32 protein-coding genes are annotated in these 24,785 nt (G+C 60.4%); 28 read left to right on the top strand and 4 right to left on the bottom strand.

From position 1 onward, the window contains the following. Positions 1 to 159: 159 nt before the first annotated feature. Complete coding sequence (locus WJ35_RS06015) at positions 160 to 654, top strand: hypothetical protein (RefSeq protein ID WP_155121881.1); 495 nt, start codon at positions 160 to 162, stop codon at positions 652 to 654. A 381-nt stretch (positions 655 to 1,035) separates the two neighbouring features. Here the strand turns inward: WJ35_RS06015 and WJ35_RS31090 are convergent, their stop codons facing one another. Both WJ35_RS31090 and WJ35_RS06005 read right to left on the bottom strand, forming a co-directional pair. Then, entirely contained in the window at positions 1,036 to 1,203 is a 168-nt protein-coding gene (locus WJ35_RS31090) for a hypothetical protein (protein WP_155121880.1), read from the bottom strand. Between the two features lie 279 nt (positions 1,204 to 1,482). After that, positions 1,483 to 2,514, bottom strand: coding sequence for an acyltransferase family protein (locus tag WJ35_RS06005; RefSeq protein ID WP_196222090.1), 1,032 nt, complete (start codon positions 2,512 to 2,514; stop codon positions 1,483 to 1,485). Between the two features lie 501 nt (positions 2,515 to 3,015). Between WJ35_RS06005 and WJ35_RS31085 the strand changes: the two genes are divergently transcribed. Continuing rightward, positions 3,016 to 3,654 carry a hypothetical protein gene (locus WJ35_RS31085; protein ID WP_155121879.1) on the top strand — a complete coding sequence of 213 codons (639 nt, stop codon included), beginning with the start codon at positions 3,016 to 3,018 and terminating at the stop codon, positions 3,652 to 3,654. 82 nt (positions 3,655 to 3,736) lie between these two features. Here the strand turns inward: WJ35_RS31085 and WJ35_RS05995 are convergent, their stop codons facing one another. Then, complete coding sequence (locus tag WJ35_RS05995; RefSeq protein ID WP_155121878.1) at positions 3,737 to 4,309, bottom strand: hypothetical protein; 573 nt, start codon at positions 4,307 to 4,309, stop codon at positions 3,737 to 3,739. Positions 4,310 to 4,935: 626 nt separating this feature from the next. On the opposite strand from WJ35_RS05995, the gene WJ35_RS05985 reads away from it, so the two are divergent. The 13 genes from WJ35_RS05985 to WJ35_RS05930 all read left to right on the top strand — a co-directional run bounded on the left by WJ35_RS05985 (position 4,936) and on the right by WJ35_RS05930 (position 12,338). Beyond that, entirely contained in the window at positions 4,936 to 5,304 is a 369-nt protein-coding gene (locus WJ35_RS05985) for a hypothetical protein (RefSeq protein WP_080484252.1), read from the top strand. Beyond that, entirely contained in the window at positions 5,297 to 5,584 is a 288-nt protein-coding gene (locus tag WJ35_RS31080; protein ID WP_069246198.1) for a hypothetical protein, read from the top strand. Before WJ35_RS05985 ends, WJ35_RS31080 begins: the two co-directional genes overlap by 8 nt. Continuing rightward, entirely contained in the window at positions 5,577 to 5,870 is a 294-nt protein-coding gene (locus WJ35_RS05980) for a hypothetical protein (protein WP_155121877.1), read from the top strand. The genes WJ35_RS31080 and WJ35_RS05980 overlap by 8 nt, the downstream gene beginning before the upstream one ends. Before the next feature lie 603 nt (positions 5,871 to 6,473). Then, on the top strand, positions 6,474 to 7,169 hold the full coding sequence (locus tag WJ35_RS31075) for a hypothetical protein (protein ID WP_155121876.1): 696 nt from the start codon (positions 6,474 to 6,476) through the stop codon (positions 7,167 to 7,169). Between the two features lie 137 nt (positions 7,170 to 7,306). Then, complete coding sequence (locus tag WJ35_RS32035) at positions 7,307 to 7,573, top strand: transcriptional regulator (RefSeq protein ID WP_230459678.1); 267 nt, start codon at positions 7,307 to 7,309, stop codon at positions 7,571 to 7,573. Positions 7,574 to 7,826: 253 nt separating this feature from the next. After that, positions 7,827 to 8,150: a hypothetical protein gene (locus WJ35_RS31070; RefSeq protein ID WP_146125939.1), complete on the top strand. Its 324-nt coding sequence runs from the start codon at positions 7,827 to 7,829 to the stop codon at positions 8,148 to 8,150. After that, positions 8,147 to 8,857, top strand: a complete 711-nt coding sequence (locus WJ35_RS29625; RefSeq protein WP_080484251.1) for a helix-turn-helix domain-containing protein — start codon at positions 8,147 to 8,149, stop codon at positions 8,855 to 8,857. Before WJ35_RS31070 ends, WJ35_RS29625 begins: the two co-directional genes overlap by 4 nt. 3 nt (positions 8,858 to 8,860) lie before the next feature. Further along, the gene (locus WJ35_RS05955; RefSeq protein WP_069238902.1) at positions 8,861 to 10,600 is read left to right on the top strand and encodes a DnaB-like helicase C-terminal domain-containing protein; all 1,740 of its coding nucleotides are present in this window, start codon (positions 8,861 to 8,863) and stop codon (positions 10,598 to 10,600) included. After that, on the top strand, positions 10,600 to 10,824 hold the full coding sequence (locus tag WJ35_RS05950; protein ID WP_069238901.1) for a hypothetical protein: 225 nt from the start codon (positions 10,600 to 10,602) through the stop codon (positions 10,822 to 10,824). Before WJ35_RS05955 ends, WJ35_RS05950 begins: the two co-directional genes overlap by 1 nt. Then, positions 10,821 to 11,015 carry a hypothetical protein gene (locus WJ35_RS05945; RefSeq protein ID WP_059734002.1) on the top strand — a complete coding sequence of 65 codons (195 nt, stop codon included), beginning with the start codon at positions 10,821 to 10,823 and terminating at the stop codon, positions 11,013 to 11,015. Before WJ35_RS05950 ends, WJ35_RS05945 begins: the two co-directional genes overlap by 4 nt. Then, on the top strand, positions 11,012 to 11,365 hold the full coding sequence (locus WJ35_RS05940; protein ID WP_069238900.1) for an ArsR family transcriptional regulator: 354 nt from the start codon (positions 11,012 to 11,014) through the stop codon (positions 11,363 to 11,365). Before WJ35_RS05945 ends, WJ35_RS05940 begins: the two co-directional genes overlap by 4 nt. Then, positions 11,362 to 11,715, top strand: a complete 354-nt coding sequence (locus WJ35_RS05935; RefSeq protein WP_059607368.1) for a hypothetical protein — start codon at positions 11,362 to 11,364, stop codon at positions 11,713 to 11,715. Before WJ35_RS05940 ends, WJ35_RS05935 begins: the two co-directional genes overlap by 4 nt. Positions 11,716 to 12,158: 443 nt before the next feature. Beyond that, positions 12,159 to 12,338, top strand: a complete 180-nt coding sequence (locus WJ35_RS05930; protein WP_069238899.1) for a hypothetical protein — start codon at positions 12,159 to 12,161, stop codon at positions 12,336 to 12,338. Here the strand turns inward: WJ35_RS05930 and WJ35_RS05925 are convergent. Then, positions 12,335 to 12,742, bottom strand: coding sequence for a hypothetical protein (locus tag WJ35_RS05925; RefSeq protein WP_155121875.1), 408 nt, complete (start codon positions 12,740 to 12,742; stop codon positions 12,335 to 12,337). The genes WJ35_RS05930 and WJ35_RS05925 overlap by 4 nt on opposite strands. Positions 12,743 to 13,442: 700 nt before the next feature. Between WJ35_RS05925 and WJ35_RS05920 the strand changes: the two genes are divergently transcribed. The 13 genes from WJ35_RS05920 to WJ35_RS05865 all read left to right on the top strand — a co-directional run bounded on the left by WJ35_RS05920 (position 13,443) and on the right by WJ35_RS05865 (position 24,777). Beyond that, entirely contained in the window at positions 13,443 to 15,446 is a 2,004-nt protein-coding gene (locus tag WJ35_RS05920; protein ID WP_069238897.1) for a hypothetical protein, read from the top strand. 2 nt (positions 15,447 to 15,448) lie between these two features. Further along, complete coding sequence (locus tag WJ35_RS31065) at positions 15,449 to 15,610, top strand: hypothetical protein (RefSeq protein WP_155121874.1); 162 nt, start codon at positions 15,449 to 15,451, stop codon at positions 15,608 to 15,610. Beyond that, positions 15,607 to 15,786, top strand: a complete 180-nt coding sequence (locus WJ35_RS05915; RefSeq protein ID WP_059459737.1) for a hypothetical protein — start codon at positions 15,607 to 15,609, stop codon at positions 15,784 to 15,786. The genes WJ35_RS31065 and WJ35_RS05915 overlap by 4 nt, the downstream gene beginning before the upstream one ends. A gap of 7 nt (positions 15,787 to 15,793) precedes the next feature. Next, positions 15,794 to 17,983: a hypothetical protein gene (locus WJ35_RS05910; RefSeq protein ID WP_069238896.1), complete on the top strand. Its 2,190-nt coding sequence runs from the start codon at positions 15,794 to 15,796 to the stop codon at positions 17,981 to 17,983. Then, a complete protein-coding gene (locus tag WJ35_RS05905) occupies positions 17,980 to 18,330 on the top strand; it encodes a M48 family metalloprotease (RefSeq protein ID WP_059695371.1) in 351 nt (116 codons plus the stop codon). Before WJ35_RS05910 ends, WJ35_RS05905 begins: the two co-directional genes overlap by 4 nt. Next, complete coding sequence (locus tag WJ35_RS05900) at positions 18,320 to 20,119, top strand: hypothetical protein (protein ID WP_069238895.1); 1,800 nt, start codon at positions 18,320 to 18,322, stop codon at positions 20,117 to 20,119. Before WJ35_RS05905 ends, WJ35_RS05900 begins: the two co-directional genes overlap by 11 nt. 8 nt (positions 20,120 to 20,127) lie before the next feature. After that, on the top strand, positions 20,128 to 20,319 hold the full coding sequence (locus WJ35_RS05895) for a hypothetical protein (protein ID WP_059695366.1): 192 nt from the start codon (positions 20,128 to 20,130) through the stop codon (positions 20,317 to 20,319). A 76-nt stretch (positions 20,320 to 20,395) separates the two neighbouring features. Next, complete coding sequence (locus tag WJ35_RS05890) at positions 20,396 to 20,890, top strand: hypothetical protein (protein WP_059695364.1); 495 nt, start codon at positions 20,396 to 20,398, stop codon at positions 20,888 to 20,890. An 8-nt stretch (positions 20,891 to 20,898) separates the two neighbouring features. Further along, positions 20,899 to 21,663: a hypothetical protein gene (locus WJ35_RS05885; protein ID WP_059695362.1), complete on the top strand. Its 765-nt coding sequence runs from the start codon at positions 20,899 to 20,901 to the stop codon at positions 21,661 to 21,663. Positions 21,664 to 21,679: 16 nt separating this feature from the next. Continuing rightward, complete coding sequence (locus WJ35_RS05880; protein WP_069238894.1) at positions 21,680 to 23,095, top strand: N4-gp56 family major capsid protein; 1,416 nt, start codon at positions 21,680 to 21,682, stop codon at positions 23,093 to 23,095. A 10-nt stretch (positions 23,096 to 23,105) separates the two neighbouring features. After that, positions 23,106 to 23,621 carry a hypothetical protein gene (locus WJ35_RS05875; protein ID WP_060081934.1) on the top strand — a complete coding sequence of 172 codons (516 nt, stop codon included), beginning with the start codon at positions 23,106 to 23,108 and terminating at the stop codon, positions 23,619 to 23,621. Between the two features lie 60 nt (positions 23,622 to 23,681). Next, positions 23,682 to 24,071, top strand: coding sequence for a hypothetical protein (locus tag WJ35_RS05870; RefSeq protein WP_155121873.1), 390 nt, complete (start codon positions 23,682 to 23,684; stop codon positions 24,069 to 24,071). Position 24,072: 1 nt separating this feature from the next. After that, the gene (locus WJ35_RS05865; protein WP_059695356.1) at positions 24,073 to 24,777 is read left to right on the top strand and encodes a hypothetical protein; all 705 of its coding nucleotides are present in this window, start codon (positions 24,073 to 24,075) and stop codon (positions 24,775 to 24,777) included. Positions 24,778 to 24,785: the final 8 nt, after the last annotated feature.

The following is a 24,785-nucleotide window of genomic DNA, read 5'->3' as shown; positions in this document are numbered from 1 at the left end:
TTGAAATCGGCCGTCCGAGGCCGATAATTTGTCTCGGGAGCAGAAATTTTTCGTCTGTCAACTGCAAGTTCAAATTTTCGTAGGTACAATCCGGCGACGCGGTTTGGCACCGCAGCAAAATGTGATCGTGCCTGATTGCGTACGGTAATGATCATATCCATGGAGATTGCAATGATACGCATGGAAGTTTCGCGTCTGCGCTCCTTCGGGCAACTTGTGGAGTTTGAGGCCAGTCGTAGCGTTGATCTCATAAAGGCGATCGACGATACGATCTATGCTGTTTGCAAGCTCCGAGACCAAGCAGATACGTTGGCCGGAGAAGCGGCAGAGCTGATCCAATCGATCAAGCGTGCGGAAGGATCCATCGACGCTGATGGAGAGATTCTTCGGCTGCTTGAGCACGGCCGAGACGCTCTTCACACATCCTACGAGAGCCTTCTCAGGAAGAAGGACGCAGCGTCGCGCGCACCGGAACTGAAATCGGAAGACGGATTGGTGGAAGCGTACGAGGTCCTTCTCGATTCGGTGTCTGCGGCCCACAACATTGTGAACGAACTGTGTTGGACTCTTGGCGAACACGAAGCAGAACTCGACGAAGTCATGGATGGCGAGTACTCATCGGCAGAAGACCTGATCAAAGCGCTCCGAGGTTAGATTGGCGATCAAGTCGATACGTCGGAAGGCGCGCTTCCAAAAGGAGTACGATGGGCTGACCGACGAATTGAGGGGGCAGGTTGACGACGCTCTGCGGGATTTGATGTCTGATCCTATACCTGCGGGGCGGCGGTTCCATTCCCTCAATGGCTTCAAGAACCCTAAGATTTATACGATCGACGTCACATCGAACAAAGCGTACAAAATATCGGTCGAGATTGACGGTACGTGTGCGACGCTCCGACGTGTGGCAACCCATCGAGAAATCGACCGCGCTCCTTAAAGCCCCGCCCCGAGCGGGGCTTTTCACATCGGAGCCGACGGTGTCGATCAGCCACGTTGGCATCACACTTCGGATCTGCGACGCCGCCCCTGAATTTCTCAACCAGCATCCGGTTTCGTGACCATTTCATCGACTCGTCGTTCGGCCGATCGCTTTGCTTCATGCAGCATTGCTGCATACCCAAGTGGCCGATCATGCGATTCGTAGTAGCCGGCACCATCGACAGAATAGGCCCAGCGCCATCGACCTCGTTTCATGTCGAGCATGTCAATCGATATCCAGTGATTTCTATACGAGTATTCGACGTGATCTTGCATGTGGCCTCCCTTAACGATGCGTTGCGGCCAGAATACGCCGGGGCGCCTCAGCCGTCTCACAGTACTTGTAGATGTTCTTCTGATCTGTGGCCTAGCTCCGGCCTGTGGTTCTAATGCTTTTATCTATCATGCGAATGGTTAAGCATCGCACAATGCATTACTTCGGCGAAGACAAGCGGTCATCAGTGATCCTGCGGCCGGCCGATTGGGATGAGTAGTTCGCAAGCGCTAGACCTTGACGCGCTCTGAGACTTCCTCCCGATAACCTACGGGCACAAACAAGTCGCGATAGCGTTTGTAGATCGGGCGTTCAAAGTAGCGATATACAAGCGTCGACAAGGTCAACACGACCGCGGCAAAGGCCGCAAAGCGGATGTACGGGTTGGTGATTTTCATCATCCCCAGGTAGACGCCCAGCGTGATCATCGGAAAATGAACGAGGTAGACCGAGTAACTGATCTCGCCCAGCCATTTCATGGGGCGGCATGAGAGGATGCGAGCGACCACGCTTCCAGACTGCGACACGCTGAAGATGAGGAAGGGCATGGCGGCGAGTGCCTCAAATTCGATGTTGCCGCGTGCGTCGCCATAGACGACGTAGACGATCCCGCCGAGCAGTAGCGCTTCCACCAAGGCAGAAAGGTTCTTCCATCGCGAGGGGTTCGCCGGCGTTTGCGCGGTAGCGGCAGCAATGCGATAGATGGCGACGCCGAGCAGGATGCCGCTGAACGAGCGCACCATGCCCGTCGACAGTCCGGCAGGGAGCGCCTGGTACGCAGCGTGAATCGTGTGTGCCGAGTTGTACAGGAAGAAGTAGCCCGCATAGGCGGCCAGTACGATGGCTTCCGTCCGAACCTTCTGAAACACGACAGGCAGGATGAGCGCGCCGATCCAGAACTCATTGGAGATGGACCAGCTTGCGGCGTTCCAACTCCACTGCGATGTGAAGCCCATGCTTTGCAACAACAGGACGTTCAAAACCCCGGTCCATACTGGGCCGTCAACGTAGGGCAGTTTGCCCCAGTAGAGATGATCCACCACGCCCATCGCGATCATGCTTGCGATGTGCAAGGGGTACATGCGCACGAATCGATGGCTGATGAATTTGGCCGTCGAGATCGTCCTGGTTTTCATCCCGTGCTCGTACACGTGACACAGCACAAAGCCAGACAGCATGAAGAAGAAGTCGACGGCGAGGTTCGCGTTGGCGAACGGGAAGTTGCTCCATCCGGCCCCGGACCCGAAGAAGTGCAAAGCCATGACGAGTATCGCGAACATTCCTCGAAGGCCGTCCAGGGCGGTGTATCGTTCTCGGTGACTGATGGGCTGCATGAGGTGGTGTTTGCGTGCTGTCGGTAAATGATCGCGATTCTAGACCAGTCGTCATCGATCGGTGGGACAGAATGGTTGACGACGTCGCGCGTCGAGGTGATGCGGGCGATGCTGCAGGTTTGCCCGCTGACGATATGGTGGTCGGACCATATCAAGGAACTTTGGCCGACAAGACGGATTCGTGAGCGGCGCGCGGCTTGTGTTCTATTTGTGCACTCGGTGGAATATCGCGTCCGCAAGCACGCGTGGGTTTGCAGACAAAGCGTGCGCACCCACGATCGTCTTCCGCACTAGGTGTTGTCGGGAAAGCACTAGGCCTCCACGGTTGCGATGACCTGATCCATGTATATGCTTGATAGGCCCAGGAAGAACTGCTGGGAGACCGTGCTGTATGGGGATCGATGAGTCAAAAACGAAAAAGGACAAGTGATGAACCGCACCGCAATCGCTACATTGGGGGTAGTGCTGGCACTAACAGCATGTACATCGGATCGTCCGCTAGTTTCTGGTCTTATGGTTACGGACAGAGGTTTTGTTACTACTGACGGAGGTGGGAAAGACACTGGTGATCGCAACACGACAATTGTTGCCTGGAACGCGAACAACAACGTTGCGCTGTTCGATGGGCACGGGCAAGGATGCTTTGAAGCTGCCGCAGCATTCAAGAGTCAAGATCACGAGACAGGGTTGTCAGCAACGCTCCCAAAGCTGCTCGGCGAGAGCGGAGACATCAATGCGGTAAATCGCGTACTGGAAAACGTCAAACTGCTCAGTGATAAGGACAATGCGGTGACGTTCTTGGACACGGCACTATCCAACATCTGCATCATCGCGATGAATCAACTGAACCACAAGGTTGACGGGACGGTACTGAAGCGCGAAGACTTGATCGAATTGATCAAATACTCGATCGACAACGCTGTGAAGCTTGGCACGAAGCAAGCGCAGGCACAAGCCGACAGCCACCGGCTAACCGAGGGGCAGGTGCAGCCTGGCAAGCAGCCTGATAAGCCACAATCGCCTGCCGTTGCGTCGAACGGGGCGCCCAAGTCGGCGACAGGGAACTAAGTGCAACTGGAACTCGAGCCACTGTTGTGGCTCGACGCTCCGAGCGAATCAAATGATTACGCCTGCAGTGTCGCCGGCATCCTCAAGCCATATTCGCGAAGAGGCTGGCGGCTGCCCGCTTCACCAGATAGCTTTGCAACGTCGTCGCCTCGACGCTTGAGAGGGAAAACTGGATCGTCCCTTCGCGCATCAATACCAGGCTGCCGTCGTTTGTCACCGCGCAGGCGAATCCCGTAGGCCCCATCTTCTGGATCGGAGTCGTAGTATGGGCTGCTGCCGGGGCAGTCTTCGCGACGCTGGACTTGCTTTTCGTTTTCAGTCGCTTAGTGTCGAACACGCTGGTACGTGCATCATCTGATTTCGCGATCGGAATGACGTTCTTTGCGTCGACGATTTTCTGTTGGATACGTTCTACGGCGTCGGGCGGCACGTCATCAGACATGTAGTGCGCATTCATGGTCTGACCGTTTCGGTTAATACGCTCGACGAGTACATGGCCGGCTCTTACAGCCGGCCATACGGAGGTTGAGACCTTGGTGGAACTTTCCAATCCGAGCTTGTCTGCAATTTCTGCGGACGTGATGCCGGGTTGGCGTTTGATCAAATCGACAACTTGCGCGCGACGGCTAATCTGCTCCTTCTTCGACTTCATCATCAATGCTCCTATGTGAGCCTGCGCTCTCGTGACGCAGGGGCCAACAGGATATTTTTTGGTCGAGGCGGCCGTGATGGATTTGAACGACCGGCTCAAGTTTTTCATCAGAAGAATCAATTTGAAGCGACGCGTGTCGAGTGGCGGGTGGTCTCGCAGCGCGGAGTTCAGTGCGCTGTACTCGTTCCGTCAAATGCACTTGACCGTCGAGCCTGAGACATTGATGTCTCAGGCGTCGTGATGGAGCAATAGCACCGCTACTATTTTTGATGGGTTGTTATGTAGACCTGAAGTAAATCGTTGTGGCGATTGTAGATGTAGGGCCATGAAATGGCTCGCATCGTCGAAATGTGACTTGACGTTCGCAAGCCGTGGAACTACAGTTGTATTGCGCTTGAAACAACAAGCGCCGGGTTTGGCGACCTGGAACGAAGGCGGATGAGACCGCCGCCCTAGGCGGTATTTTTTCGTCCGTTGTATCATTGCGTCCTCCTTTTATGGGCGGGCAGCAGTGGGGAGACCTTCGGGTCTGCCGGTTCCTTCGTTCCGGTTCGCCAACCTCGCTGTATGCCTGCCCACCCCTCCGTTTGGCGACGGATAGGGCAGGTTCCTCAAACGAAGGAGCCGTCATGTCTACCGTTCAGTCCCAGTCTGTTTCCTCCTCCACACCTGACTACACCGATCCGACGTTTCGCGGCGCGCTGACGAGTGACCATTGGGTCGCCGACGACGACGCGTTCGCCATGGTTCCGGCGACCCTCATCGCGGACGTGTACCGCGCATCTGATGCGATCGCGACAATCTCTCGGCTGGTTCATAACAGCAGCTGCGAGCCGGAAATGTCGAACGCTGAACCTCTCGGGCAAGCCGCTCACTTGGGCCTGCTGAACGCGGCCGAGCTCATCGGCCAGTACCTGACCGAAGTTGCGGATCGAATGGTGGAAGGCCTGCAACTGGCCAAGCGCGCGCGCGACTCTGCGGAGGTTAGCCATGACTGACATTCGTGCGCTGAAGACCGCTCCCGAGTTGCTTTCCGGCAGCAGTGTAGTGACCAGTTTTCTGTCGATCACTGCAGGCTTGCCGCTGGTGGATGCCCTGGAAGCCTCGTCCTGCCATCTGGCGATTGCACGCGACGTGTTGAACGAGACTGCCTCCAATAGCGGCGTAAGCTCGAGTCATTTGTATGCTGTTCTCACGGCTGTTGAAATAGCCAAGGGCTTGCTCGATGCCGCTGTCACGGCTATTGCGCGCGATGGCAAGGAGGTGCGTCATGACTGACGTTCGCGTACCGGCCGGCACACTCAAATGGCTCGGTGACTCACTGCTTTGTGACGGAGAGCCGGCAATTTTTCAACTCATGCGCTGTGACGGGCGAATCGACACGATGCCGCTGCGCGAGTGCCTCGCGGTCGCTGATCGGATCGACCCATACGGCCGTAGCCGGATCGTGTCGGCGCTCGAGTACGGCTTGCAGCACAATATGCTTGCTAACGAGGACCGCGACGCTTGGGAGACCGAGCGCACGCGCGTTCTTTCACTATCGACTGCACAGCGGGGGGAATGATGACGAAGTCCAGGAAGTCGCAGAAAAAGCCGACGCCGGCATTTGAACGCCCATGGATCGATGCGTTTCCATATCGGAGTCTGGCATCACGCACTCAAAATCCCGCTACAGCCGACGCAGAGCTTAGAGCGTTTTTACCAGGTGGATGCGTAGTAGCGTATATCGACGAGTTGGACAGAACTCATGTGATGGAGGGCCGGGTGTATGGCTTGACTGCCGGGGGAAGACCGCTGCTGATTGGATATCAGGTAGAGCATGGGCTGGTCCGAGAGCACGTGTGGAAGGCGATTGAAAGGGTGGACCGGATCTTCATCCTGGAGCGCGATGTCCAATTGGTCGATAGAACGGCCCCGTGTCAGCACGCGTCTAGATTCACTGAAATCTTTGCGTTGGCACCTAATACGGCGCTGGATCTGACAAAGCACGAAGCAGAAGGATATTGATAGTTGCAACCTCGTCTAGCCCAATAGGGGCAGCCGCCGCGTAATTGGCGGAAACATGACTAAGGCGCCAGAACTGCATTCGGAGTCGATGGGGATCGTCGCGTCGTGCGATGGTGAAATGGCGACGATCTGCCATCAATAATTTTTGACGGGTGGAATTATGAGTGCAAAAAAAATATTCGAGACGTTTAGCGATCTCATTTCGGGTATGTCTGTCTTTAATGAGAAGATGGCTAATGATTTAATTTCTTCAAAATTTCAGGATGTGGCGGAATTCAATATAAAGGCGGAGTCTAATCAGCTCAGGGAGCGTTATCCGACATATGATGCATTGCTCGAGTATGCGTCGCGTCTGTCGGTTCTTCATGATGCTTTCCAGAAGGCTGTTCCTAAAACTGTTGAGGAGTTTTTGCTTTCTGTTGTGCCTTATCTTACTGATAATTTGATGTCGTCGGGACTGAATGACGGAATGGGTGCTGAGGAAGTTGTTCAACTATTTGGTCCGAAGGTATTTGCGATGATCCGGGAGAATGCTGAGAATAATTTTCAAGAAATTAATGCACTTTTGGCGAACTCGGTAAAGGCGGAAGCTAAAATGTCCGCGATTCGCCATGGTGCCAGTGGTGGTAGGAAGAGGGCTGATAAATTTGCGCCACTAAAGGATAGAGTATTTGCGCTTGCACGTGATGGAAGTTTCTCTAGTGCGCATCATGCAGCGACTCACATTGCCCCTCTTATTCTGAGTATGCCGGAGGCGAAAGCGATCGGACTTTCCAGTGCTAGCGCTGTTCAGACTATTGGCAACTGGATTCGAAAGGAAGGGATTCAGTTTCAAGTTCCGCGTAACAGTGAATAGGGGGTTCGCGCTAACGCGAACCCCCTTGGAAATATCGCGAAGGGGGTTTGCATTATTGTGTGCCTCCTACACGCAATAGCAAAAAATCCTTATGCCCCATAGCATTAGCTCACAATGACTTCCCAACGTGAGCCAACGTGAAAAAGACAGCAGCGCCAGCCGGTTCCGGCAAGCCGACCGAGCCGATCCTCCCGCGGGTCGGGCTCTCCAAATGGGCCCAGATCGCGCCCTTTATTCCGATGTGCCGCGAGTCCTGGCGGAAGCTGGGGATCGCCGGAAAGGCGCCTCCGCCGATCCGCATGAGCCGCACGCATTCCTGCTACAGCAACGCCGAAGTGCACCGGTGGCTGGCGGATCCGCTCGGGTACGCTGCGGCGCCTCAGGAACAGCAGGAGGCGGCGTGAAATCACAGCTCGGTCCCACTGCGTCACCGGCGTGCATTGATGGGCGCGGCTTGGCCGGGAAACCGAAATAGCCTATGGACGTCGACCGCCAATCGACGGAGAAAGAGGGAAGCCCCGTTTTTGGGGAGAGTTGAGGTAAGCCGAACCCTCCGGCGAACCGAACCGGCTTGGCCGCCGGCAGCTTTCCCCAAAGGCGGGGCTTTTTTATTGCAGGTTAGGAATCCTTATTGGATTTTGGGCAGAGGTGGTAAGCATGAATCGCATTCAATCCGACGTCGTGTTCGGCAATCCCCCGTGTCAGGACTATCGATCCGTTTTGCGGCGCCGGCGGTTTAATCGCCCGGCACTCGGATCGTGGTCTATCGAGCAGGCTGAAGCAGCGCCGGTGACCGGCCAGGCCCGCGCCGATTACGAGCGCGAGCTTCGCATCAGCGCGATCGGCAAGCTGCTCGAATCGCCTGCCGCAACGCCTCTCTGGCGGCGCGTCTGCAAGCACGCGATGTACAGCGAGATCCGCGGGCGCAGCGCCGACCAGCGACTCGTCATGGAACTGGCCATCCAGGAGTCGATGCGATGAGCTTCCAAGCCATGACATGGGCCGTCGAGCAGGACTTGCCGGCCCTCCAGAAGCTCGTCCTGCTGATGCTGGCGAACTGCTGCAACGCGCACACGGGACGTTGCGACCCATCGCACGACCGGCTGGCGAAAGAGTGCGGAATGAGCCGTGACTCCGTGCGACGTGCAATTGCGGAACTCGAGAAGTGCGGCCTAATCGAGATTCGACGTCAGACTCAAAACGGCGTCAATCTTCCGAATCAGTATCTCCTGAGGGTGGGGTCATCCGTAGGGGGAGTGGGTGCTGATAGCACCGACGGGTATGTGCCCACAGCACCTACGGTGGGTGCTGACAGCACCGAGGGTAGGTGCTCACAGCAGGGAGGGGTAGGTGCTGACAGCACCACAAAACAGGAAGTTAAACCAGGAAGTAAACCAAATACATCGTCCGAAGAGTCCGGACGATCTGTGCCTAGGGCGAAAAAGTCGGCTGATCGCAAAACGCCATTGTCCGAGAACTTCGCCATCAGCGACCGCATTCGGCAGTGGGCAGAGGAAAAAGGTCATGCGAGGCTTCAGGAGCGACTCGACCATTTCGTCGGTACGGCGAAGGCAAAAGGCTATCGATACGTCGACTGGGATCAGGCGTTTATGAACGCAATTCGAGACGACTGGGCGAAGCTCGGAAACGATGCGGCGCCGAAAAAGCAACCTGCGTTGGCGTGGTGATCGATGAAGACCTTTGGCGATTTCGGTATCCAGCTCGGCTCGAAGAACGGCGTCGAAGTCAAGGTGACTTGTCCGCAATGTTCGCCGAGCCGGAAAAAGAAGAACTATCCGTGCTTGAACGTCAACACGGAAAAGGGCGTCTGGAATTGCTGGCACTGCGGCTGGAGCGGCACGCTCAAGAGCGGCGAATGGCAAAAGCCAGAAGTGCGCCGCGTGTATGCGAAGCCCAAATTCGTGAAGGCGGAGAAGCACGTCGACGAGCTCCAGGCGTGGTTCGATGCACGCGGCATCTCTGCCGCGGTCGTCGAGCGCAACCAGATCACGCTCGGCCACGAGTACTTCCCGCAGGCCGAGGAAGAGCGCGGGTGCGTCCTGTTCCCGTACTTCCGCGGCGAGGATGTCGTCAACGTCAAGTACCGTACGCGTGACAAGCTGTTCCGTATGGCGGCCGGCGCTGAGCGCGTGCTGTACGGCCTGAACGACGTCGATCCTGGCTGCCTCGTATGGGTTGAGGGAGAGATGGACAAGCTCTCGGTCGAAATGGCCGGCGTCAAGAGCTGCGTATCCGTCCCGGACGGCGCGCCGGCACCGGATTCGCGTGATTACGCGCACAAGTTCGACTTCCTGCTCGATCCGGCGATTGAAGCGGTCGCGACGCACATCATCGCGGTCGACAACGACGCGGCTGGTGTGCGTCTGCAGGAGGAACTTGTACGTCGCCTCGGGCGAGACAAGTGTCTGGTCGTCACGTGGCCGGACGGTTGCAAGGACGCGAATGACGTGCTGCTGAAGCACGGTGCCGAGGTAATCGGCGACTGCATCGCGGCGGCGCGCGCGCTGCCTGTCGAGGGGACGTACACCGTCGAGGATTTTCGGCAGGCGATGCGAGATCGGTTCGAGCACGGCGCGCCGCGTGGCATCACGACGGGCTGGAAATCGATCGACCCGCACTACCGCGTCATGCCGGGGGAGATCACGCTGATAACCGGTATCCCGGGCGCTGGCAAGAGCGAATGGCTCGACGCGCTCACGGTCAATCTCGCGCGCGATCACGGCTGGACTTTCGGCGTCTTCTCACCGGAGAACCAGCCGCTCGAATATCACGCCGACAAGTTGATCGAGAAGTATGTCGGCAAGCCAGCTGAGTTCGGGCCGACGGAACGGATGACGGTCGCCGAGCATGAAGACGCGATGGACTGGCTCGAGGCGCACTTCACATTCGTCTTGCCGGAAGAGCCGACGGTCGATGGTCTGCTCGACATTGGCCGGTCGCTGGTGCGCCGCCACGGCATCCGCGGCTTACTGCTCGACCCGTGGAACGAGATCGATCACAAACGACCGCCGGCACTTACTGAGACCGAGTACATCTCGCAGTCGCTGACACGGATTCGGAAGTTTGCTCGCGAAAACGGCGTGCATGTCTGGATCGTGGCGCACCCAACGAAGCTGCAGAAGGGCACCGACGGCCGCTATCCGGTGCCGACCCCGTACGACATCGCGGGCAGCGCGCACTGGCGCAACAAAGCGGACAACTGCATCACCGTGCACCGAGACCAGGTTGGCAGCGATGCGTTGGTTGAGGTCCATGTCCAGAAGGTCCGAAAAAAGCAAAACGGCCGGATCGGCATGGTCGAGCTTCGTTACAACGCGGTCGTTGGGCAGTACTCGTGCGAGTCGAACTACGTGGCTGATGTACCGCGCACACCGCCGGCAAAACCTCATCATGAAACGGGAGAAGAGTGATGTACGAAACGTGGGTGCAGACGTTGATTTGGCGGAAGCCTCCGCTCGGCGTTCCGAATTTCCTCGACCGCGTATTCGTGGTCATCGGCGATCAAATTCAGATTGCTGCCATCGAGTTCGGCGTTTTCTTCGACCACCAGATCGGTAAGCAACTTAGCGGGGTTCAGTGGTGGGCGGAGTGCAATTCTGTCCCGGCAATTTTTGTGCAGGAGCAAGCTGCATGAACGACATCGATTGGTCCAAGTACGGCCGAGTTCAGCGGCAGCAGAAGAAGCTGGATGTCGAGATTTCGTTTAGGGACGTCGACGGCCGGATTATTTGTTGCGCTTCGTTTCCTGTCGATCGACTCGACGAAGTGATCGATAAACTCCGCGCGCAGCGTGATTTCTGGCTGTCCGAAAAGGCCGGGATGTGAAGCAGATCGAGCGAGAAGGATCCGCGCAGCGCTGCATCTGCGAACTGCTCGCGCGCCGCAGTCCGATGACTATCAACGAAATCGCCGAGGCGCGGGGCATCCATCCGCGGGCGACGGCTCGCCAGCTCGATGCATTGGCCGAGGCAGGATTCGTTTCCGCGGCCGGCATCCCAAAGCGCTATACGCGTACCAAGAAGCCGATCCCGGCCATCGTGCCGCTCGCGCCCAAGTCCGCGCGTATCGCGGAGAGCAGGCGGCGCGACGCGGAGCGTGTTTCGACACCGTTCCGGATTCCGGCGCCGACGGAACTCGATCGCGTGATGCTGTCCTGGGTCGGAGCTGAAGCATGATCTCGCTGCGTAACCTGTCCAATCCGGATCTCGTCGGCCACCGAATCTGCGAGTTGCTCGAGCAGCAGGGCATGCTGACCCAAGCGAGTCTCGGTTTGCAGATCGGCGTGCCGCGGGGGACGATTTCGAAGTACCTGACGGCGCTGACTGACGAAGGCTACACGTACATCGCCAACTCCATCTCCTACGCCAAATCGAGCGGGGCTCGAGGTATCAGACGCGGCGTAATCCTGCTCTACGCTCGGACGAAAAAGCCGCTGCCCATGATCACCGGGGATCGCGACGAGGTCACGCCGGCCGAACTACACCAGATCATGTGCGGCATCGTTCAGCGAGGGAAACAGCTTTAACGTGATCGCGTCTCCTTCACTACGGTGATTTGCCCGGCACGTCCGGGCGTCTTTTTCTGGAATGCGCCTCGAATCCTCGATCTGCCCGCAATGCAAGCGCCTCTGGCGACTGGACATCGTCGCCATGCTGCGTGAAGCGAAGGGCAGGAGATGGGTGTGTCGCGTCTGCCAGATCGCCAACGAAGCGGACGTCGCAAATAGGCAGCGCGACTCAGAAGAAATCGCCGACGGGGGCCCATTAGCCCAGGCCCGAACAACTGGTGCCGAGCCAGCTCGATAAACGTGGCTGAATGGCGGAGTCGCACCGCCAGGACCGACCGGAATGGCTGAACGCACCAAGGCGCAGCAGGTCGACCAAGCCGGATATACCCGCCTCGGCCTAGCAACGCTTCTAAAAAAAGCGGGTGGGAGGTTGCGCCCGTTCCATCGGTCCGGAGTTGAACATGATCGCGTACGCCATCTTCACGTCTGACGGCACACTACTTGCCACGATCTCGACATCGAGTCCGCCGACGCTCGAGCTGATGGCGGACTACTGCGCGGAAATCAACGGGTTTGCCGATCGCGACGAATGGATGTACGAGGCGCGCATCGAAGGCATCGCGTACGCGCCTGTTCACTAGCGGTAACGGAGCTCGCTCAGGCGACGACCGTGGAGGCAGGCTCGGAGGCAATCTTCGAGACGAAGCGGTAGCGCAGTGACGCATTCCGGGCCGATACTGCCAAGCTTTCCGGTCTTGATTCGGTTCCCGTGATATTCCGGAAGATCGCCGTGATAGTCCCAGAAAACAACCCCGTTCTCCGCATCGAGTTCGATCCAAAAGCGGCAGTCTTTGTCACGATCGAGTGGAGCACCAGGCTTGTCGCGATGAAGCCTGAAAATCACTTCGGCTTGCGCCTTGTACGGTTCTTCCGTCTTCTCGGAGTAGACGGCCTCGAACTTGCACTCGACGATTTGTTCCACGAAGCCACGGAATTCCGGCCGCAATTCGCGCATCAAGTCATCGAACGCGACTCGATTGATCATAGCTCTCCTGTTTCGTGCGGATTCCGAGTTTCGATACTCCTGGAATTGCGCTTTCTCACGCTCAAGCTTCTCCTGCAGCAGCTCGCTATACCTTTTCATCTATGCCCCGTGGCCCATGGTCTTGTGTAGTGATCGACTGCTCGCGATCGTTGTTCGTTTGCGCGCTGAGATTGATCCGTCGCTCATGGCGCGCTGGCATTTAATCACATCCGCAGCGATCGAGAGTCCTCGTAGCTTTCGCAGGTCGACCTCCTCGCGTGCGCGCACGTACGCGCGTGGAAAGGCTCAGGCGGATACGGCAGAAAGGGATGAGAAATGGAGGATGAGGGTGTCCTGCGTGCCTCAAAAACACGCGTTTCCCGCTCTGCCTCATTCCATTCAAATACCTTTCTGTCACATTCAAAGGCTTACATGTTGCAGTGCGTTCGCCGAGATCAGCGTATCGACCAACTGCGGAAATATCGCAAGTAATTGATTTTATTGAATTGGTGCGGTGCATCTCGATTTGACATAATGGTCGCTATCGGTCGAAACGGGGCGTTATCAGATCATAATGAGATCGATTCTCGTCTGAGTCTTACGAAAACCTAACTCTGGGACCACCCGAGGCCCACCGGACGGGGGTGACGAAATTTCGCGAACCCTCTCTCCAATCTGCGCACGGGAAAAACATTGATGATCCTCCGCGAGGAGGAAAGTCATGGCCCTGACCAATGGAGTGTTGCTGAAGGCGATCTCGGACGATCGCGCGCTCGGTTCCGCGATGCTGTTTCCGCATCGGCATCCGCAGGCGTCGCCGGCGTTCCACGTCGAGGTCATGGACCTCTGGCGATGTGCGGACGAGTGGGTGCTGATCGAAGCGTTTCGCGAGGGTGCCAAATCGACGCTCTCGGAAGAGCACCTGTTGATCGAGGCGTGCTTCGGCAACTTCGGGTACTGCCTGATCATCGGTGAGACGTACACGAAGGCTTGCCAGCGTCTCGAGGCGATTAAGTTCGAGGCGACCCGAAACACGAAGCTGCAGGGCCTTTTCGGCCGACTGAAGGAGTCGGGGCGGGTCTGGAACGAGCACCAGATGGAGCTTTCGAACGGCGTCCTGCTCGAGGCTCACGGCTGGGAGGAAGAATTCCGCGGCTTCAAGTGGCGGGACATCCGGCCGGATCGGGCGTACCTCGACGACATCGAGAACAAGGAGCGGGTCAAGGACAAGGCTGCGGTCGACGCCTCGATGCGCAAGCTCTACCTCGAGCTGATTCCGGCGATGGACAAGGTCAAGGGCAAGATCAGGGTTACCGGCACGCCGCTGGCCGAGGACTGCATGATCACCCGGCTTCGCGAGAATCCGGACTGGACGAGCCGACGCTATCCGATCTGCAACGGCGACATCGACGATCCTGAGACGCGGGCGTTGTGGCCGGAGCGCTACCCGATGGACTGGGTCCGCCGGAAGCGCGACGAGATGGAGCGGGCGGGGCAACTCCGGGGCTTCATGCAGGAGTACATGCTCATGGCGATCGGCTCGCAGGACAAGCCGTTCGAGAGTGAGCATATCCGGGAATGCGCGGTCGACCCGGCGCCTTGGCTGCCGAAGGTCGTGATTACCGATCCCGCACGGACGACGGACGTGAAGAAGAGCGACCGTACCGGGCGAGTCGTGGTCAGCCGCCTTGGCACGAAGATCTACGTACATACCTCGTCCGGTGAATTCTGGAAGCCGGACGAGGTCATCGAAGACGCGTTCAAGACGTCGGCTCGGTACGGCGACGCGGCCGTTGCGATCGAGAAGAACTCCCTCGACGAATGGCTGCTGCAGCCGATGCGCGCGGAGATGCTCCGCCGCGGCGTGACGCTCGCCCTGCGCCCGCTTTCGGCGCCGCAGGACCGGGACAAGACGCAGTTCATCATGGGCATGCAGCCCTTTTTCGAGGCCGGCGACATCGTGCTGGTCGGCGGGCAGGGCGCGCATCCGAAGCTCGTTGCCGAGATCCTGAACTTCCCCAGCGGGCGGCGCGACATCCTGAACGCGCTCGCGTACTTCCAACGCGTGTTCTCGGGGGCGCCCGTGTACGAAGACTTCGGACAGTGGAACCTGGTGAGCGAGTACGAGCCCAGTCAGCAGCATCCGCTCGCGCTCGCGTTCAACGCCACCGGTACGGAGACGACCGCGGCGCTGCTGTGCATCGAGGGGCAGCGCGTCGTGGTCGTCGCGGACTGGATCTCGCCCGTCCCTCCGAAGGAGGCCGTGCCGGACATTGCGCAGCTCGTGCGCGCCGCGTTCCCGCGCGCACGCGTGACGGCGTGGCTGCCGGCCGACGTGCTCGACCAGGCCGACCGCATGCCGATCGTGCCGGCGCTGCGCGCCGCGGGTATGTACCCGATGCGCGGCGCGTACGTGAACGTCGCGCGCGGCGCGCTGTCGCCGCTGATCCGCACCGAGGCCAAGGCGCGCCGCCTGTTCCAGGTCGATACGGAAGGCGCCACGCATACGCTCAATGCGATGGCCGGCGGCTACAACTACCCGGTCGACCGCGCGGGAAACCGGAATACGCTCCCCGAGACTGGTCCGCACCGTACCCTCGTCGAGGGACTCGAAGCGGCCGTGTACGTGATCTGCTCGCAGCAAGCGGACGTCCTGCCGGAAGGCGTGAACACGGGCGTGAACCCGCAGGGTGTGAGCTATCTGACCACTTTGCCGCGGAGATGAACATGGCAGTCGATCGCAAAATTACGCCCAAGGCGCCGTCGCAGCGCCCGTCGGACTTCTACAAGGGCAAGCAGCAGGGCGGCGCGTATGGCAAGCCGGAGAAGGTCGGCGAACGCATGTCGGGCGGCCCGATGCGCGAAAAAATGTCGAAGCCGGGTCTGTGATCGTGAAGAAGCCCCGCGAATTCCAGGGCACGCGCTCCGAGTCGCGCGATGTGCGCGAGTTCTTTGGTAAGAGCTCGAAGAAACCGAATGACGACGATCGTCCGAAGCGTACGCCGCGCGATCGTGGCACCGGCTCTTCGCTGGCGAAGAAGCTCGCCGGCAAGGTGATCGGCTGATCCTTCCATGGCCCGCTCGAAGAAGCCGAAGAAGCAGGACGATAAGCCCGCGGTCGAAACACTGGACGCGCGGGCGCTTGACGCTGAGAAGACGGGCGAAGAGATCGAGAACTGGGCCGACCAGCCCGATTCCGACGCCTATACCGAAGCGGCGAAGCTGTATCCGAAGATCGCGAAGTGCTACCAGAACAAGCAGGAGCAGATGGACCGCTGCGAGGAGTACTGGTCCATCTACAACGCTCAGCCGGACGAGAATCAGCAGTACTCCGGCAACTCCCAGTGCTACATCCCGGCCGTGCGCAACGCCGTCAACGCGCGCATGAAGCGCACGCTGGCGCAGTTGTTCCCCGTGAACCATAAGCACGTCGGTGCCACCGGCCCGGACGGCAATATGCCGTTCGCGCAGATCAGCCTGCTCGAGCATTACATCCGGTCGGCCGCGGTGAAGGACGTCGTGCGCGCGGACCTGATTGCCGGCGACGTGACGGGGCAGTGGAACCTCTACATCGACTGGTCGCGCACGCAGCGACGCATCACCGAGCTGATCAAGAAGCCGCCCATCCTGGAAGACCACGAGCTGGGCGGGGAAGTCGAAGACCTCGCCGCGGATGAGGACGACTGGGACTGGGAGAAGGAATCGAAGGAGGTCACGACCGAGGGCCCGGACGTCGTCCCGTTCGCTACCGAGGACCTGGCGGTCTATCCGCCGACCTGCAACGACATCGAGAAGGCCACCGCGACGGCAATCCGGCTGCGCCTGACTGTCGACGCCGTTCAGCAGTTTATCGACGAGGGCGTTTTCGTCGGCGTCGAGGCGAAGGAACTGGTCGACAACCTTGCGAAGCCGGACGGCGGGCGCGAGAAGTACGTCCCACCGAAGAAGCGTACCGGCGACGCCGGGATTCGCACGGAAGGCACGTTCAAGTACGCGCTGATCTACGAAGTCCACACGAACCTGGATCTCGGTAACGGCAAAGAGCCGTGCTTCGTGTATTTCGCCGGTCAGGATGTAATCCTGGGGATCATCCGCAACCCGTTCTGGTCGGGCAAACGGCCGATCATCTCAGCGCCGATCGAGCGCATCACGGGCTCGTTCTTCGGGATTTCGAAGATCGAGCCGGTCAAGTTCCTGCAGTGGAACCTGAACGACTACTGGAACATGGGGCAGGACTCGGCGCAGTACAGCCTGCTGCCGATCACCATGGTCGATCCGCTCTCGAACCCGAATTATCAGTCGATGGTGGTCGGGCTTGCCGCGGTGTGGTTGACCGACCCGACCAAGACGAAATTCGCAAACTTCCCGGCGATCTACAAGGACGCGATGATGCTCTGCCAGGGCATCAAGCAGGAGATCAACGAGTCGATGGACGTCAACGACGCCATGCTCGGAAAGATGCCGACCGGCCGGAAGAATCAGGCGCAGATGGCCGCTATGGCGCAGCAGCAGGAATCGAACATCATCGACAACGCCAAGCGGTACGAGGAGGTGGTCCTCAACCCGCTGCTCGAATGGATGTTCGAGCTCGACCGGCAGTTCCGTACCGAGGAACTGACCGTCGAGGTGCTGGGCGAGCTAGGCGCGCGCGCGAACCTGCAGAAGATCCCGCCGCAGGCGTTCGGTGAGCGCTACTTCTTCCGGTGGTGCGGCACGTCGTATCAGCAGAACCTGCAGCGTATGCAGCAGATGATCGCGTGGATGAACGTCCTGCGCGGCATCCCGCCGCAGCAGCTTGACGGCCGGCGGCTGAACATCGGCCCGATCCTCGAATATGGCACGGAGCAGATCTTCGGGCCCGAGGTGGCGCCGCGCATCCTGATCGACGAGCGGAATCTGTTCCACCTCGATCCGCAGGACGAAAACCTGATGATGCACAACGGCCTGCCGGCTGAGATCCATCAGGCCGACGACGACCGCGCGCACATCGCCGCGCATCTGCAGGCGGCGCAGCTCACGGGCGATCCTCAGGGCCTGTTCCGCGCGCACGTTCAGCAGCATCAGCAGGCCATGCAGGCGAAGCTCCAGGCGCAACAGGCGCCGAAGCAGCCGCAGGGGCAACCCGGCGTGCCGGGCGGCGCGGGGCCGGGTGTTGCAGGAACGCCGCGCGCGGGCGCGCAGCCTGGGCAGCCGCGGCCGCAGGGGCCGGCCGGCATGATCCATCCGGACCAGATTGCGTCACCGATGGCGGGGCCGCGATGAAAAACTTCTTCGCGCGCGCGACGCCGTGGCATACGGTCCAAACCGGTGACCTGATGGGGCACCTGACGTCTTCGGAGCAGGCCGCGGTCATCGCGCACGAGCGCGGACACCTGGCGCACTGGCATGCGGAGAAGCGCCTGATGTGGTTCCTCACGCTGGCCGTGTTCTGGAACTGGCACGGCTTCCTGAAGATGTGCGAACGCCAGGAACTCGAAGCGGACGGATACGCGATCTCCTGCGGGCACGGTCGCGGCTTGCGCATGTTCCTGATCAAGCACGGCAGCCGGCGCAAGCACCTCGGTTATCCGTGCTTGCACAAGCGGCTGGAGGCGCTCGATGTCCGATGAATTCCGCATCGTTCCGCCTTTCGTGCGCGCCGAGGGCAAAGACGTACCGCCGGAACAGATCCAGGCGGCGCTGAACTCGCTTGCGCAGCAGTGCACCCAGGCGCTCAACCTGATCATCTCGCAAGGCCCGCAGGGCCCGGCCACGGGTGACCTGAACGGGAACTACCCTAGCCCGAGCGTGATCGCGGTGCACGCGACGTCCGGCACGCTCGACGGCGTCACGATTGGAGCGACGACGCGCGGCGCGGCGTCCTTTACGACGCTGAGCGCCAATGGCGCGACGAATTTCAGCGCTGGTGGAACGTTGACCGGGACATTCACCGGCGGCGCGTACACCGGTGCGACGATCGACAATACCGTCATCGGCGGCACGTCCCGCGCCGCCGGATCGTTCACTACGCTTTCCGCGAACGGCACGACTTCGCTCGCCTCCGTGACGGCGACCGGATCCTATTCGCAGTCGGCGACGCAGAATTTCTTCCAGAACAGCGGTGGGATCGTCAATCGCGGCAACGACCGGATGTTTGTCGGCGATGCGACGGCCGGCAGTGGCACGGCCGGCACCGCGCCGTTTGACTGGCTGTCGACTTTTCAAAAAGGTACGGGCGGCCTGGGGTTCGGCGTGAGCGAGTTCTCGCAGGCCGCCATCCTCACCAACCAGAACACGAACGCCCTGATCGGGCTGACTGTCGCAGCGCAGACGCTCAACGCTAACCAGGTGCGCGATTTCTGGGGGGTAGGCGGATACGCTCTGAACAATTCCGCATCGTTCGCCACGAATGCGTGGGGCATTTACGGCGAAGCGCACCGTCTGACGACGCAAGCCGGCGCCACGTACGCGGCCGAACTGGACACCCGCAACATCACGACGTTGACCGTGATCGATCCGTACACGCCGCAGCCGACGCAAACCGTAGGCTTGCAGGTTGCGTCCGGCGCCGGGTTCACGGGTACGCAGGCGGACAACTCAGCCGCCATCAATATCCAGAACAACAACGCGAAGTGGAACATCGGGATCAATATCGGTGCCACCGCGCTGACTGGCGATGACGGATCGACCGGGCAGGGCGTTGCGATCGCGACCGCCTACGGCCACGCATGGCAGTGGTACGGAGCGTCGAATGTCGGGACGAGCCGCATCATCTGTTTCGCGAAAACGACCGCAAAAGCGATGTCCCTGCAGTTCGACGAGGGCTTCTCGAGCGTCAAGAACAGCAACGGTGTGTCGGCCCTTCAGGTAACGAACAACAACAGCGGCGCGAATTTCCTGCTGGTGAATCCCGCCAACGCCGGCGCGGCCCCGCAGCTCGCCGCCGCTGGATCCGACACGAACGTCACGACGTATATCGTCGGCAAGGGCACGTCTGGCGTGACGCTTGGCGGGTTCACGGATGGCAGCAACGCGTCGGCCGGGACCGTGGGCGAGTATGTCACCAACTCGGCGACCGGCGTATCGCTGACGAGCGGCACCTCGGCGAACATCACGTCCGTTTCTCTCACCGCCGGTGATTGGGACGTGTCCGGGACGATCAGCTTCGTCCCTGCCGGAACGACAGTTCCATCCGCATTCAACTGCGGCGCCAGTACGACGTCCGCAACGCTCGGAGGTCTGGGCACGCAGACGTTCCTCGGCGCCAGCTTTCCCGCAGGTGTTGCTCAGGGCCTTGCGGCCCCGTCGCAGCGCATCAGCATTGCGTCGACCACGACGGTGTATCTGGTCGGCGCGTCGACCTTCACGACCAGCACGATGACCGCGAACGGTTTCATCCGCGCGCGGCGTGTGCGCTAGGAGAAACGATGGATTCGCAACTCGTTCAGGAAAAGATCCGGTCCGCCCGGCTGGAAATGGAAAACATCCACCTGAAGGGACAACTGCTTGCTATTCGACTCGGTGAGTTGACCGCCGAAGTCGCGAAGCTTGAAGCCCAGCTCGCCGCAGCCGCGAGGAAATCCTCTCGGAAACAGGAGCCGGCGAAGACCGCCGTTTGAACGAGGCGGGAAACCGGAATAAAAAGTGCGGAACCCTGATCAGGAGATCATCGTGCAGAAAACCCGAATCGCCGCTTTGATCGGCATGCTGTTCCCGGCGATCGGCCCCGGGCAGACCCCCAACATCCCGATGCTGGGCGCGTTGCCCGACCAGACGGGGCTGAGCAATGCGATCCTCGGTGTCAATCCGCTGCAGGAAGCGATCTACAACGCCGCAACGAACACGACGGCGTTCACTGCGGCCGGCAGCCAGATTTCGGGTGCTGCTCAGGTGTTCTTCAACCTGACCGGCACGCTCGCCGCAGGCCAGGCGCTGACCCTTCCGACCGTCGCGAACCTCATCGCATCGCTTCCGTCGGTGGTGCAGCAAAACCCCGTCGGGATGACATGGCAGCTGCGCGTCATCAACAGCTCGAGCGGCGCGTTTGCCTGGACGGTCACGACGAACACCGGCTGGACGCTGAGCGGAACGCAGTCGGTTGCACAAAACACGTTCCGTGACTTCGTGGTCACCATCACCAGCGCGACGACCGCCACGATCCAGTCGGTCGGTACGGGCACGCAATCGTAAGGGCCGCCATGAGCAAGCTCCTGCAGCGACTTCTCGGTCTTCTCTTTCCCGGTGTCGACGGTGCTGATCCGGCGGACCCTGGTGGCGATGCTGGGGGCGGTGACCCTGGCGATGATGGTGCTGGTGGCGGCGATCCTGGCGCTGGCGATCCCGCTGCTGATATTCCGGAAGATGATTTCGACTTCGATTTCGTCGAGCCGGCAACGCCTTCCCGACGCGCGACTTCGGACGCGGACCGCCTCGCGGCGCTCGAAGCCGAGGTAGAACGCCGCGGCCGCGCGGTCGATACGTCGCGCGCGCCCACGACGCCGGCGCCGATTGCGGATCGCGATTACGAAGCGGAAGAAGCTCGCCTGCGCGATCCGAATACGACGGACATCGAGCGCTGGCAGATCCAATCGAACCGTACGCTGCGCCAAAGCCAACAGGCGGCGCAGGCGGCGTTGTTCCAGGCGCAGGATCTGCGGGACCAGACACTGTTCGAAGCGAAGATCGCCAGCGACCCGCACCGCGCACGATATCGCGATCGCGTCGAGCAGGCCGTGCAGGACGAACGCCGCGCAGGCCGCAACGCGTCGCGCGAGGCGGTCTACTACTACATGCTCGGCAAGGACATCGCGGACGGCAAGCTGAAGCCGAAGGCGAAAGCCAAGGCGCCCGCTGCCGACGTTCCGCGCGGCAAGACGCCGGGCGTGCGCTCAAACGTACCGCCGGCCCGCGGGCAAACCGAACACCAGAAGCGCACCGCGCGTCTGGCCGACGTGAACATCTGACCAGCACGAGGACACCATGCTGACAAAAATTCTGGCCCTCCTGACGGGCCTCATGTTCCCCGGGGTGACGAACCAGTCGACGAGTTTTACGGCTGACGTCGAAGCGTACATCCAGGAAGAAGTCGAGCCGCTCGCACGCCGGCAACTGGTCGCGTACCAGTTCGGCAAGCCGCTGAAGCTCGACACGAACCGCGGCACGACGTACACCGCGTCGCGCTACCAGCGCCTGCCGCTGCCGTACGCGCCGCTGCAGGAAGGTGTTGCGCCTCCGGGCGAAGCGATGACGCTGCAACAGGTCAGCGCCACTGCTCAGCAATGGGGCGATCGCGTCATCATCACCGATGTCGCGAACCTCACCATCAAGCACCCGCTGTTCCAGCAAGCCTGCGAGCTGGTGTCGATCCAGATGCCCGAAACGCTCGAGCGCAACACGCTGAACACGCTGCTGTCCGCGCCGCAGGTGAACTACGCCGGGGGCGCAGCAAACCGTGCTGCGCTGACCGCGTCGAACGTGATGTCGCCGCACGAATCGAACCGCCTGTTCGCATCGATGGCGGCCTACGGCGTGCCGCGCTTCAATGGCGACGAGCGCGAAGACATGATGATCGAGGCCGGCGCGTATCGCGATCCGTCCATGACGCCGCGCGTCAAGCAGCACTACGTCGCCCTGATCAGCCCGTTCTCCGCGCAGGACATGCGCGAGAACTCGTCCGTGCAGCAAGCCTGGGCGTACAGCGACGTGAACCGGCTCTACAACAACGAGCTCGGCGACTTCGGAGGCATCCGTTTCTGCGAAACGAACATGATGCCGTACTGGACCGGTGCGGCCGCGATCAACGGCACCGCGTCCGCGTCGGGCGGCCAGCTCGCAACCGGCACGTACTACATCCAGGTGACGGCCGCGCCGGCGCTTACGTCGGTCGAACAGACGATCTACCAGGTGTCGTCGTCGATCAGCGTGACGGGCCCGACCGGCTCGATCTCGGTCACACTGCCGTCGTTCCCGAACTACGTGTTCAACGTGTACATCGGCACGACCACGAGCCCGGCCAACCTCGCCACGGCGATCGGCAACGGTGTTCCGGTCACCGGTGTGCTCGCTGGTCAGGCAACGCAGCTGCAACCGAACCAGACGGTCACGCTGACCGGTATCGGCGTCACGCAAACGCCGCCGGCCGCGCCGGCGAACGGCGTGTCGGTGTTCCCGGTGATCTTCATCGGCAACCACAGTTACGGCCAGGTGCTGCTCGAGAACCCCGAGTTCCACTACCTGACCGGCGCCGACAAGTCGGATCCGCTGAACCAGACCCGGGTCGTGTCGTGGAAAGTGTTCTACGGCTCGATCCTGCTCAACACGGCCTTCCTGGCTCGCGTCGAATGCGGCTCCGCGTTCGCGCCGGGCTATCAGGGCGGTACCGTGACCACCCCGTAAGGAGTAACTGATGGCCGCACGTAACTCGCAGGAGCCGGGTAAGCCGGCTCCCGAGTCGGCTGACGCCGACGAATTGCTCGGCGGCGCCGCACCCGTCGAAGAAAGCCGCGAAGCGCTGCTCGAGCGCATTAAGGCGCTCGAAGCCGAAAACGCGAAGCTGGGCGCCGCGAAGGACATCGCCGAGGAAGAATCGGCGCGGCTGTCCGCACAGGCGCAATCGGCATTGCTGACGTCGGGCGTCGTCGAGCGCTTCGCCGGCAAGGCCGAGGACGGCAAGACGGATCTCTGGTGGTACCGCATCGACCTCGCGCCGTGCGGTGGTGAGCACCTGAAGATCAACGGCACCCCGTACCTGCACGGCCATACGTACAAGTTCGATACGGACACGCTCCGCTCGATCAAGGAAATGGTCGCGCGCACGTGGGTGCACGAAAACGACATCAACGGGCACGCATTCAACCCGTACAAGCAGGCGCAGAACAAAGTGCTCGGCGGCGGCCCCGTGCCGGCCTGGGCGCGATCGTAATCCCTCACCCCCGAAAGGAAGACCATGTCGCAAGCCTCCCAGGAAGTCACGGCTGCAACGGTGATCGGCAACTTCTCGATCACTCTCCCGGCGCCGAATCAGGCGCAACTCTCGGCCAGCGGTTATCTGGTCGAGGGCGAGGACAAAGCCTCGCTCGATGCCCGCATGGACACCGTGCGCGAAGCGCTTCAGCGCCAGCAACGCATGCTGGAAATCCCGGTCCTCGAAGCCCATATCGAGCAGTGGGAAAAGGCCCACGCCGACGTCGCACGCGCGTATGCGGATCTGCTCGAGCGCCAGAACGCGAAGACCGCCGGTAAGGCCGGCTCGAAGGCATTGTCGAGCCAGGAGCAAGCAAACCTGAAGAACGCGCCGCAGCAGCTGAAGGGCATCGAAGCCGAGCTCGAGAAGGCGCGCAAGAAGATCGCGGACGCCCGCGCAGGGAAGTGAAATGGCCTACCTCCAGGCCCAGCAGATCGTCGCGCGCGCCTGCGCGATCGCGAAGGCGCCGGGATGGCTGTCGCAGGGCGGCATCTATCTGAACATGGTCCTGGAGGACCTCTGGCTGCATCGTGACCTGAAGATCAACCGGGTCACCGAATTCATTAACGTGCAGGCCAACAACTACGGTCCGTTCATGTTGCCGCTCAATTACCTGCGCCCGTACGACCTGTTTTTCCAGCAGAACAACCTGCCGTACTTCCTGCACCCGATTTCGCCAGAAGAGTGGGACCAGGAATTCAAGGATCCGTCGATCGCGAACTATCCGTACGAGTTCATGACGCTGCTGTACGACGAAACAACTGCGCAGGCGAAGCAGTCGGCCGGGCAGCTCTTCATCTATCCGCAATCGTCCGGGCAGATCACCTTGACGCACCGTTATATGGTGAAGCAGCCGGACATTGCCGCGCCGGAAACGTCGTCGATCATTCCGTGGTTCCCGGATCAGCAGTACCTCATCAAGGCAACGGCCGTCGAGCTGATGGGGGAGACGGACGATACCCGTCAGGAATCGTGGCGCGCGCAGTGCGAGGCAATGCTGCGCACCCACCTGATCATGGAAGGCGACGAGCAGCAGGTGGTCAAGTCGGTGCGGCTCGATCCGCGGCGCTTCCACACGAACCGCACGCTGAAGCCGACGAAGATCACGGATTGAGAGGCGCG

It is taken from the genome of Burkholderia ubonensis (assembly GCF_001718695.1).
In the GTDB taxonomy this organism is placed as follows: Bacteria; Pseudomonadota; Gammaproteobacteria; order Burkholderiales; family Burkholderiaceae; genus Burkholderia; species Burkholderia ubonensis_B.
Note: the sequence above shows the minus strand (reverse complement) of the source record. Positions and strands in the feature narration are given on the sequence as shown.